The sequence below is a fragment of the Streptomyces capoamus genome, from assembly GCF_014654935.1.
In the GTDB taxonomy this organism is placed as follows: Bacteria; Actinomycetota; Actinomycetes; order Streptomycetales; family Streptomycetaceae; genus Streptomyces; species Streptomyces capoamus.
The window spans coordinates 170,158-179,859 of sequence record NZ_BNBF01000003.1 but is presented as its reverse complement, the minus strand read 5'-3'; the positions used below and the strand labels follow the sequence as shown (position 1 = coordinate 179,859).

At 72.9% G+C, this 9,702-nt stretch carries 8 protein-coding genes and 1 pseudogene; 6 read left to right on the top strand and 3 right to left on the bottom strand.

From position 1 onward, the window contains the following. From IE312_RS39105 to IE312_RS06695, 6 genes and pseudogenes are all read left to right on the top strand, one after another. A pseudogene (locus IE312_RS39105) lies at positions 1 to 286 on the top strand (hypothetical protein); the annotation flags it as partial. Between the two features lie 158 nt (positions 287 to 444). Next, positions 445 to 855: a nuclear transport factor 2 family protein gene (locus IE312_RS06715; protein WP_189979254.1), complete on the top strand. Its 411-nt coding sequence runs from the start codon at positions 445 to 447 to the stop codon at positions 853 to 855. A 9-nt stretch (positions 856 to 864) separates the two neighbouring features. After that, positions 865 to 1,902, top strand: coding sequence for a helix-turn-helix domain-containing protein (locus IE312_RS06710; protein WP_229899303.1), 1,038 nt, complete (start codon positions 865 to 867; stop codon positions 1,900 to 1,902). Positions 1,903 to 1,970: 68 nt separating this feature from the next. Beyond that, complete coding sequence (locus tag IE312_RS06705) at positions 1,971 to 2,843, top strand: NAD-dependent epimerase/dehydratase family protein (protein ID WP_189979253.1); 873 nt, start codon at positions 1,971 to 1,973, stop codon at positions 2,841 to 2,843. Continuing rightward, entirely contained in the window at positions 2,836 to 3,666 is an 831-nt protein-coding gene (locus tag IE312_RS06700; protein ID WP_229899202.1) for an MBL fold metallo-hydrolase, read from the top strand. The genes IE312_RS06705 and IE312_RS06700 overlap by 8 nt, the downstream gene beginning before the upstream one ends. A gap of 136 nt (positions 3,667 to 3,802) precedes the next feature. Next, positions 3,803 to 4,261 carry a GreA/GreB family elongation factor gene (locus IE312_RS06695; protein WP_189979251.1) on the top strand — a complete coding sequence of 153 codons (459 nt, stop codon included), beginning with the start codon at positions 3,803 to 3,805 and terminating at the stop codon, positions 4,259 to 4,261. A gap of 27 nt (positions 4,262 to 4,288) precedes the next feature. Here the strand turns inward: IE312_RS06695 and IE312_RS06690 are convergent, their stop codons facing one another. The 3 genes from IE312_RS06690 to IE312_RS06680 all read right to left on the bottom strand — a co-directional run bounded on the left by IE312_RS06690 (position 4,289) and on the right by IE312_RS06680 (position 9,641). After that, the gene (locus IE312_RS06690; RefSeq protein WP_189979250.1) at positions 4,289 to 6,790 is read right to left on the bottom strand and encodes an ATP-dependent Clp protease ATP-binding subunit; all 2,502 of its coding nucleotides are present in this window, start codon (positions 6,788 to 6,790) and stop codon (positions 4,289 to 4,291) included. Between the two features lie 342 nt (positions 6,791 to 7,132). Further along, the gene (locus IE312_RS06685) at positions 7,133 to 8,014 is read right to left on the bottom strand and encodes a diacylglycerol kinase family protein (protein ID WP_189979249.1); all 882 of its coding nucleotides are present in this window, start codon (positions 8,012 to 8,014) and stop codon (positions 7,133 to 7,135) included. Between the two features lie 37 nt (positions 8,015 to 8,051). Then, positions 8,052 to 9,641, bottom strand: coding sequence for an FAD-binding oxidoreductase (locus IE312_RS06680; protein WP_189979248.1), 1,590 nt, complete (start codon positions 9,639 to 9,641; stop codon positions 8,052 to 8,054). Positions 9,642 to 9,702: the final 61 nt, after the last annotated feature.

Here is a 9,702-nt window from a genome sequence, read left to right as displayed (position 1 = left end):
CGCGACACTGCGGGAGGAACTGGCCGAGCAGTTCGCCGACGGCTCGGTCGACAGCGACCCGAAACTCGCCGCGGCCGCGCTGCTCAAGCTGGTCGACAGCGACAAGCCTCCGCTGCGTCTCCTCCTCGGGAGCATGGTCTACGACCTCGCGTTCGACATCGCCCGCACCCGCATGGACACCTGGGCGGCATGGGAGCACGTCAGCCGCGCCGCCGAACACGCGATTCCCGCTCCCGCCACCGTGGCCGAGGAGGCGGGGGCCGGCTCGCAGCGGGAAACGCGATGACCCGACGGCCCCTGGGCCCCGGCCGGACGAAGCCCTGCGGGCCCCTGGGCGCGCGTGGGGCGCCGGCACGGCACCTGCACCGTGGGGGGACGGCTCGCCGGCCTGCCGGGCTCGGACGGGAACCGACACACCGATCATTCACTCCCGAGGGGACGCGCATGTCGTTCCGTACCACGGCCGAGGTCGTCCACCGCTTCAACCGCGCCTTCATCGACCATGACAGCTCCTCGCTCGCCGACCTGATCGCCGACGACTGCGTGATGGAGGCGAAGGGGCCTGCGCCCGACGGGACCCGCTACGAAGGCCGCGCCGAGTGCCTGGAGTTCTGCCGGGCACTGGCCGAGGACCGCAGGGGCCGGTTCGACCCGGAGGCCGTCGTCATCACCGGCGAACGGGCGACGGTCCGCTGGCGGTACCGCTTCGGCGACGGACCGGCCGACTCGGTCCGCGGCGTGAACCTCGTGCTCGTACGGGACGGGTTGATCGTCGAGTCCCTCGGTTACGGCAAGACCACGAGCGACGCGGCGGACCCCGGGGCCGGAATCCGCGGAGAACCAAGGAAGCACTGAGTGGGTTCGATGAATCACATGTGGACGCGTGCCTCCGGTCACGAGGTGCCGGTGGCGGACCGGTTCGACTGGTTCACCGAGACGGTGTCCACGGACCTGATGCCCGTGGCGATCAGCACCGATCGGGTGGGTGACTTCCATGCCGTCGTCGGGGCGGTCGAGCTGGGCGCGGTCACGGTGTCGACGCTCGAGTTCTCGCCCGTCTGGTCGCGCCGTACCCCGGCACACATCAGGCGAGGCGACCCCGAGCAGTACCAGCTCGCGCTGGTCGAGGGGAACGCGATGAAGGCTTGCCAGCTCGGCCGGGACTCCGGCTTGGTCGTCGACGGCTTCATCGTCACCAACACCTCGGCGCCGCTGGAGTGCGACACCGACCGCGACGGCGGACCGATACGGGCGACCGTTCTCCAGATCCCGAGATCGCAGCTGCCCCTGCGAGCCGGGCGCGCCGACCACCTCGTAGCCCGTCGGCTTCCCCGGACCGGCCTCGGCGCCGTGATGGCCCACTTCATGACGAGCCTTCGCGACAACGGCCCGGACTGCCGGATCGAGGAGCTCACCGTGCTCGGGCGGGCAGCTCTCGACATGGCCACGGCCTACCTGGCCGAGCAGCTCGGCACCATCGAGGGCACCGCGCCCGAGATCCGTGCCCGTGCTCTGCTGGAACGGGCCAAGATGTTCATCGAACGCAACCTGGGTGACCCCGCACTCACCCCCCGAGCCGTCGCCGACCACCACAACATCTCGCTGCGCGGCCTCTACGCGCTGTTCCGGGACGAGCCCGAGGGCGTCGCCGCCCTCATCCGGATCCGCCGCCTCGAGCGCTGCCGCGCCGACCTCGCCCGGCCGGAGCTGTGCACAGTACCCGTCCAGGCGATCGCCGCCCGCTGGGGTTTCTCCAACGCCACGGTCTTCGGCCGCGCATTCCGCCAGGCCTACGGCCTCACCCCAGGGGAGTACCGCCGTCACGCGCTGGGCCACGGCTCTGCACGGGGAGTCGAGGAACCCTGCACGCTGCGACGACCGTCGCCGGCCGAGCGCGTCTAGATTCAGTTGTCGTCCGTGAGGCGGGCAGGGACCCGTCTCAGCTTGTCGAAGATCAAGGGGGAGCGAGCGTGAAGGTGCTCGTGCTGGGTTCCACCGGCTACATCGGGTCGGCCGTGGTGCGGCGGCTCACGGCGGAGGGCCACCAGGTGGTCCACTTGGTGAAGGACGCCACCCGGCTGCCGGCCGAGGCGCAGGCGCTGGTGGGCGACCTGGCGGACCCGGCCTCGCTGCGGGCGGCCGTCACCGGTGACATCGACGCCGTCGTGAACCTCGCCACGCCGACCGGTGACGAGGCCGTGGACGCGGCGGCGGTGGACGCGCTGACCGACCGGCTGCGCGGCTCCGGACGGGCCTTCGTCTACACCAGCGGCGTATGGGTGCTCGGCGCCACGGACGACGCGGCGGTCGACGAGGACGCGCCGACGAACGCGATCGACCTCGTCGGCTACCGCCCGCGCATCGAGCAGCGGGTCCTGGCCACGAGCGGGAACGACGTGCGAGCGGTCGTCGTCCGGCCCGGCATCGTGTACGGCCGGGGCGGCGGCATTCCGGGGCTGATGACCGGCTGGGCACGCGAGCACGGCACCGGCCGTTACGTCGGCTCGGCGGCGACCCGCTGGCCGATGGTGCACGTGGACGACCTGGCCGAACTGTTCGTGCTGGCGGTGGCCAAGGCCGGTGCTGGCAGCGTGCTGCACGGCGTGGCCCACGAAGCGGTCCCGGTCGCGGCGCTGGCCGCAGCCGCCGACGTCGCCGCGGGCGGCACCGGCCGGGCCGAGCCCTGGCCGCTGGAGCAGGCGGCCGAGGCCGTGGGCCGTCCGTTCGCCGAGGCCCTGGGCCTGAACCAGGTGGTGTCCGGACAGCGTGCCGTCGCCGAACTCGGCTGGCGGCCCAGCCGCCCCCACGTCCTGACCGAGCTGGCCGGAGGCGACCGTGGCTGACATCACCGGTTCGACGCTGCCCCTCTGCCGCACCTGCGGCACGCAGTACGCCACCCCGCGTCCGGACTGCCCGGTCTGCCTGGACGAGCGCCAGTACGTCGGACACGACGGCCAGCAGTGGACCAGTCGTGCCGAGTTGCGCGCCGACGGTCACCACGGCCGCTTCGAGGAACAGGGACCGGACGTCCTGGGTATCGGCTGCACCCCCGAGTTCGCCATCGGCCAGCGCGCCCTGCTGCTGCGCACGGCTTCCGGCAACGTGCTGTGGGACTGCGTGCCCTACCTCGACGACGAGGTGATCCGCGAGGTACGGGAACTCGGCGGCATCACCGCGATCGCCATCAGCCACCCGCACTTCTACTCCGCCATGGTCGACTGGGCGCACGCCTTCGACGCCCCCGTCCACCTGCACGAGGCGGACCGCCGCTGGGTCGGCCGCCCCGACCCCGCCCTGCACTTCTGGAGCGGGCGGACCCACCAGCTGACCGACGAACTGACGCTGGTCAACCCGGGCGTCCACTTCCCCGGCAGCACGGTCATGCACTGGAACGCCGGCCAGGGCGCACTGTTCACCGGCGACGTCGTCAACGTCTGCCCGGACCGCCGCTGGGTCACTATCATGTACAGCTACGCCAACCACATCCCCGAGCGCCCCGACGCCGTCCGCGCCGCGGGCGAACTGCTCGCCGGGTACCGCTTCGACCGGATCTACGGCGCCTGGTGGGACCGCGTCGTGACCGCCGGCGGCAACGAGATCCTGGCACGGTCGGTCGACCGCTACCTGCGCTTCGAGCAGGGACTGCCGGCAGGGAGCGGCTCATGACCGTCGGTGGTTGAGGGGTCGGACCACGCGGCGGACATGCCCGGAGCCGGGCACGGGCGGTCGGATGGTTATGATGCGAAATGCCGGACTTTCCGTGCTCATCCGGCTGCCCGTCCGCCCGCAGAGGAGCAGACCCATGACCGGTGATCCGGAGCCGATCAGCGCCCAGGCCCGGCGAGCCCTGGAACAGGAGCTGGCCGACCTGCAGGCCGAGCGCCGGCTGGTCGCCGGCACGCTCCGGGACGCCTCCGTGGGCGACCAGGCCGACCAGGCCGACGAGTTGCGCCGCGCCGACCAGTTGGAGCGCCTGGACCGCCGTATCGAGGACATCACCGAACGGCTCCGCGAGGCGGCGGACGCCGGGCCCGCGCCCACCGACCGGGTCGGGGTGGGCAGCACGGTCGGCGTGCGGTTCGCCGACGGCGCGACGGAGACCCTGCAGATCGCCGAGGTCGCCGAGGCACTGGACCAGACGCTGGTCACCGTCGACAGCCCGCTCGGGCGCGCGTTGCTCGGCCGCCGGCCCGGGGACACCGTGCACTACGACACCCCGGACGGACCGGCGACGGCGGTGGTCGTGTCGATCGGGGAATGACCGCGGCGCCCGGGGCCGCGCCGCCCCTCAGGAGGGCTGTCCGGACTCGCCGTGCCGTACCGAGCAGTGCAGCGAGTCCTCCCGGACGTCGGCGACGATGGTGTCCCCGGGCTCGGCCTCGCCGCTGAGCAGGATGGTGGCGATGCGGTTGTCGAGCTCGGCCTGGATCGTGCGGCGCAGCGGGCGGGCACCGAACTCCGGCTGGTACCCGTGGGCGATCAGCAGCTTCCTGGCCGCTTCCGAGACCTCCAGGTCCATGCCCTGCGCGCGCACCTTGCGCCTGCTCCGGTCCAGCAGGTGGTCCAGGATCCGCCCCAGGTCGTCCTCGGTGAGGCCGTGGAAGATGATGATGTCGTCGATCCGGTTGAGGAATTCAGGCAGGAACCGGCCGCGCAGGTCGTCCATCAACGCGTCCTTGAGTTCCGAGACATCGCCCTTGTACTCGAGGATCCGGTGCGCGCCGATGTTGGACGTCATGATGACGACGCAGTGCCGGAAGTCGACGGTGCGGCCCTGGGCGTCGGTCAGCCGTCCGTCGTCCAGGATCTGCAGGAGCGTGTTGAAGACGTCGGGGTGGGCCTTCTCCACCTCGTCGAACAGCACGACGCTGTACGGCCGGCGGCGGACGCTCTCGGTGAGCTGGCCCGCCTCCTCGTAGCCGACGTATCCGGGCGGCGCGCCGACCAGCCGGGCGACGGTGTGCTTCTCCTGGAACTCGCTCATGTCGAACCGGATCATGCGGTCCTCCTCGCCGAACAGCAGGGCGGCGAGGGTCTTGGCGAGTTCCGTCTTGCCGACACCGGTCGGGCCGAGGAACAGGAAGGACCCCACGGGGCGGTTCGGGTCGCCCATGCCGGCGCGGTTGCGGCGGACGGCCTGGGCGACCGCGGTGACCGCCTCGTCCTGGCCGACGATCCGCGCGTGCATCTCCTCCTCCAGCCGCAGCAGCTTCTCCTTCTCGCCGGCGGTGAGTTGGGAGACGGGGATCCCGGTGCGGCGGGAGACGACGTCGGCGATGTCGGCGGCGGTGACGGAGACGACACCCTCGCGGCGCTCCTCGATGCCGGCGAGTTCGCCCTCGGTCTCGGCGATCTGCCGCTTGAGGGCGGAGGCACTCTCGAAGTCCTCTGCCGACACGGCCTGTTCGAGTTCCCGACGCAGTTTGGCGATACGGTCCTCCCGGCTGACGATCTCGGTGGAGCGTCCGACGCTGCGCAGCCGCACCCGGGCGCCGGCCTGGTCCATCACGTCGATCGCCTTGTCGGGCAGGAAACGGTCGCCGATGTAACGGTCGGAGAGTTCGGCGGCGGCCGCCAACGCCCCGTCCTCGAAGCGGACCTGGTGGTGCGCCTCGTAGGAGTCGCGCAGGCCTTCGAGGATCAGGATCGTCTCCTCGACGGTGGGCTCGGGGACCATCACCGGCTGGAACCGGCGCTCCAGGGCGGCGTCCTTCTCCACGTACTTGCGGTACTCGTCGATGGTCGTGGCGCCCACCACGTGCAGTTCCCCGCGGGCGAGGGCCGGCTTGAGCATGTTGCCCGCGTCCATGGAGCCCTCGCCGGTGGCGCCGGCGCCGACCACCGTGTGCAGTTCGTCGATGAAGAGGATGATGTCGCCGCCGGCCGCCTGGACGTCCTCGATGACCTTCTTCATCCGTTCCTCGAACTGCCCCCGGTACTGCGCGCCCGCCACCATGCCCGACAGGTCCAGCGAGACGACCCGCTTGTTCTTCAGCGCGGCGGTGACCTCCTCCGCCACGATGCGCTGGGCGAGTCCCTCCACGATGGCGGTCTTGCCGACGCCGGGTTCACCGATCAGCACGGGATTGTTCTTGGAGCGCCGGGAGAGGATCTCGACGGTCTGCTCGATCTCCTCGGCCCGTCCGACCACCGGGTCCAGCTTGCCGGCCCTCGCCTCCTCCGTGAGGTCGCGGCCGTACTCGTCCAGGGTGGTGGCGGGCTTGCCGCGTTCCGCCGGGGCGCCCTCGGCACGGGCCGACGCCTGTTCGGTCAGGTCCGCCAGACGCCCGGTGTCCAGGCCCTCCGTCCGCAGCATCCGGGCGGCACCCGTGTCGCGGTCGCCGAGCAGGGCGCTCAGGATGTGCTCGGGGCCGATGTAGGAGACGCCGGCCGCCTGCGACTGGGCGAAGGCGGCGCGCAGCGTGCGCTTGGCCGCCGGGGTGAGGCCGGGTTGCGCGGACGGCTCGCCGGACTCGCGCGGCAGGACCTCGGCCAGCTCGGCGGCGACCGCGTCGGGGTCCACGCCCACCCGGGCGAGCAGCCGGCGGGACGGCTCGACCTGGGTGGCCGCCCACAGCAGGTGCTCGGTGTCGAGGTCGGGGGTACCGTCCTCGGCGGCCCGCCGCGCGGCGAGGTTCAGCAGTTCCTGCGACGACTCCGTCAGCAGCCGGCCGATGGGGACGCGCTGCACGGCGGGGGGCGAGGACGCCGGTGACATTCCGAAGAAGCGATTCAACAGTTCATTGAACGGATCCGCGGAACCGAACGATCCACCGAACGGCATCGACATGACGCCTCCTGGCGCGCGAGGGGGCAGCAAATCCGGGCGGGAGTTGGGTCTGCGAGCGGTTTGCGAGGGCTGGGAGGGACCTGCGTGAGGTCCGTGAGGCTGCGAGGGTCAGTACTCACTGAAACCCCGCGCGGACGGTGCCGCAAGCGGAGGCCGCCGGCCGTCCCGGACGTACGGGGAGGTGCCTGGCCAGGCGCGCATTGGCCTCCAGAACCAGCGAAGACGAGGTACCCGGTGGCCTCCGTACACGATCCGCGCCGCAGGGGGCCTGTGCCGTCTCTGCCGGTCCTGAGCCCGCAGACGGGTCGTCCCGGGACCAGCAGCACCCGCCTGTCGCGGGACTCAGTACAGCACCGGCAGGTCCCCGGGCCGTACCCGCACGGTGACCGGCAGCGTGGCCTCCACCTCGCCGTCGGCGCCGTAGGGGACGGGCCGGCCACACTCGATGCGCAGTTCCCGGCCGCGCAGGACGCGTACTTCGGGGCGGTGGACGTGGGCGCCGGTCTTCAGCTCGTTCATCAGGGTGAAGAACAGCCGGCGCGGTGCCTCGCGGATCAGCACGACGTCCAGCAGTCCGTCGTCGACGCGGGCGCCGGGTGCGATGAGTCTTCCGGAGCCGTAGTAAGGGGAGTTGGCCGCGACGACGGTGTAGCCGCGGTGGCGGTGCTCCTCGCCGTCGACGGTGACCCGGTAGTCGGCCGGCCGCCAGGCGGTGACGGCACGCAGGCCGCCCGCGTAGTAGGAGGCGGCGCCGCGCAGCAGCCGGGCGTTGTTGGCGTGCCGGTTGGCCTCCGCGTCGACACCGGCGTACACGCTGCCCAGGACCACCGTGCGCGGGTGGACGGCCGACTCCACCTCGATGGTGTCGACCGGCCGGGGCTCGGCGTGCAGCAGGATCCGCGCGAGGGCCTCCGGCTCGGCGGGGAGGTCCAGCGCGCGGGCGAAGTCGTTGCCGCGTCCGGCGGGCACCAGGCCCAGGACGGTTCCGGTGCCGCTGAGCGCGCCGCCGACGCCGCCCGCGATGCCGTCGCCGCCCACGGCCAGCACGATCCGGCCGCGCTCACCGGCCGCGCGGGCGACGTCCTGGGCGTGGGCGAGGCTCCGGCTGTACTCGGTCTCCAGCCCGGCGCCGGCCGCGCGCAGCAGCCGGGCCAGCCGGAGCAGGGTCGCCGCCCCGGTGGAGCCGCCCGCGGTGGGGTTGACGACGGCGGTGAACTGGCGCATCGGTGAGCCTCCGAGGCAGGCGGTCGGATCGGGTGGGTCAGTCGGTGGGCAGCAGGACGCCGGGGTTGAGCAGGCCCTCGGGATCCAGGCGGCGCTTGACGGCGCGCAGGGCCGAGACGCCGAGCGGGCCGGCCTCGCGGACGTACCAGTCGCGGTGGTCGGTGCCGACCCCGTGGTGGTGGGAGATGGTGCCGCCGGCCGCCAGCAGGGCCTCGTTGGCCGCGTGCTTGGCGGGCGTCCAGTGGGCCACCGGGTCCGCGCCCTGGGCGCTGACGACGGTGAAGTACAGGGAGGCGCCGTTCTCGTACACGTGGGAGATGTGGCACATCACCAGGGGCGGGGTGCCGGCCCGGGTGAGGGTGTCGGTCAGCGCGGTGCGGACCGCGGTGTACAGCTCGGGGACGCGGGACCAGAAGGCCGCCGTCTCCAGCGTCTCGGCGAAGGCACCCGCGTCGAGGAGGGCGTCGCGCAGGTACGGCGCGGAGTAGCGGCCGTGTGCCCAGCGCTCGCCCGGCTCGGTGCCGGCCGGGGTGCCGCCGCAGTCCCTCAGGACGGCCGCCGCCCGCTCGCTGCGGTACGCGGTGTCCTCGGCCGTCCCCTCGTACCCGGCGATCGCCAGGCAGCCGGCGCCGCCCTGCGCCGGGTCGGCGCCGATGGCGTCGGGCTGGGCGAGGCCGACCAGGGTCTCGGTCTCGTCGGACAGGCGCAGCACGGTGGGCCGGGGTCCGTCCTGGGCGAGCCGGCGCAGTGCGGTGGCTCCCTCCTCGAAGGAGCGGAACCGCCAGCCCTCGTAGCGGCGCACCTCGGGCAGCGGGCGGATCCGTACGGTGACGGAGGTGATGACGCCGAAGGCGCCCTCGGAACCGAGGATCAGCTGGCGCAGGTCGGGCCCGGCGGCGGAGCGGGGGGCGCGGCCGGTGTCGATGGTGCCCTCGGGGGTGGCGAGGGTCAGTCCGAGCACCATCTCGTCGAAGCGGCCGTAGCCCGCGGAGGCCTGGCCGCTGGAGCGGGCCGCCGCGAAGCCGCCGATGGTGGCCCACTCGAAGGACTGCGGGAAGTGGCCCAGGGTGAAGCCGTGCCCGGCGAGCAGGGCCTCGGCCTCCGGGGCGCGCAGGCCGGGCTGGAGGACGGCCGTGCGGGAGACGGGGTCCAGGTCGAGCAGGCCGTTCATGCGGCGCAGGTCCAGGGCGACGAACAGGCTGCGCTGCGGGGCGAGTCCGCCCACCACCGAGGTGCCGCCGCCGAAGGGCACGACGGCCAGGCCGTGTGCGGCGCAGGCGCGCAGTACCGCGAGGACCTCGTCGTGGGTGGCGGGCAGCACGACGGCCTGCGGTACGTCGCTGACGTCACCGGCGCGGATGCGCAGCAGGTCGGGGGTGGACTTGCCGCGGGTGTGCCGGACACGGCTCTCCCCGTCCGTACGCACGTGTTCGTCGCCGACGGCCGCGGCGAGGGCACGCAGGGCGGCGCGGGAGGCCGTGGGGGCGGGCGGGCGGATGTCCGCCAGGCCGAGGGCGGGGGTGCTGCGTGGCTCGACACCGAGCAGGTCGCGCAGCAGCCCGGTCACCGTCTCGGGCAGCGGTGCCGCCTTGGCCGGGTCGCCCCAGCCGTTCCACAGCATGTCCATTGAACGGTCGTCCTCACAGATCGGTGTGCTGGCAGGGATGCGCGGTCCGCGCGGCTCGGCC